Origin of the sequence: Bradyrhizobium sp. Mp27, assembly GCF_029953005.1 — a bacterium.
GTDB lineage: Bacteria > Pseudomonadota > Alphaproteobacteria > Rhizobiales > Xanthobacteraceae > Bradyrhizobium > Bradyrhizobium barranii.
Map to the genome: position 1 here is coordinate 1 of NZ_JASAUS010000599.1, position 619 is coordinate 619.

Below are 619 nucleotides of genomic sequence, written 5' to 3' on the forward strand. Positions count from 1 at the left end.
CGGATAGGCCCGCACGAACAGCATGCGGCTGTGACAGAGCCGGACATGAGCAGCCTTCACCATCACCGTGGTGCCGCTCAGCAGGACGACCTCGTGGCTCCAGTCGAACTGGTAGGCTTCGCCGGGTGCAAAGCTCAGCGGCACATAAGCCGACGCTGTCGAGGTGCCGCGTTCCTTGCTCCACCGTCGTGCGTATCGACGAACCGCATCATAGCCGCCGGCATAACCCAGGCCGCGAAGCTCCTCGAATAGCCGGATCAGCGTCAGCCGTTCCCGCGCCGCCTTGCTCTCATTCCCTGCCAGCAACCGATCAAGCTCGGCACTCCAGGCACCCATCTTCGGGAGCGGCTGCGTCTCGCGCTCGTACCGGAACTCCGTCGCTTGAGAACGAATGACCTTGCGAACCACCTTCCGCGATACGCCAAGTTCTCGGCAGATCGCCTTGATCGGACGACCATCAACAAAGTAGGCGCGACGGATCTTACCAATCGTCTCCACCACCAGCATCCCAACCTCGGCTTCCATGACTCGATGGAAGCCACTGTGGACCCTTATCCCGGGGTCCCGATTGGATGCCGATCACCCCGAAAACGGGGTCCTTATTCCATGCCGAAACACA

Annotated in this window: 1 pseudogene; it reads right to left on the reverse strand. The window is 61.4% G+C overall.

Going from position 1 to position 619, the window contains the following annotated elements:
- Positions 1-507 (reverse strand): annotated as a pseudogene (locus QJT78_RS51930) (IS21 family transposase); the annotation flags it as partial.
- Between the last annotated feature and the right edge of the window lie 112 nt (positions 508-619).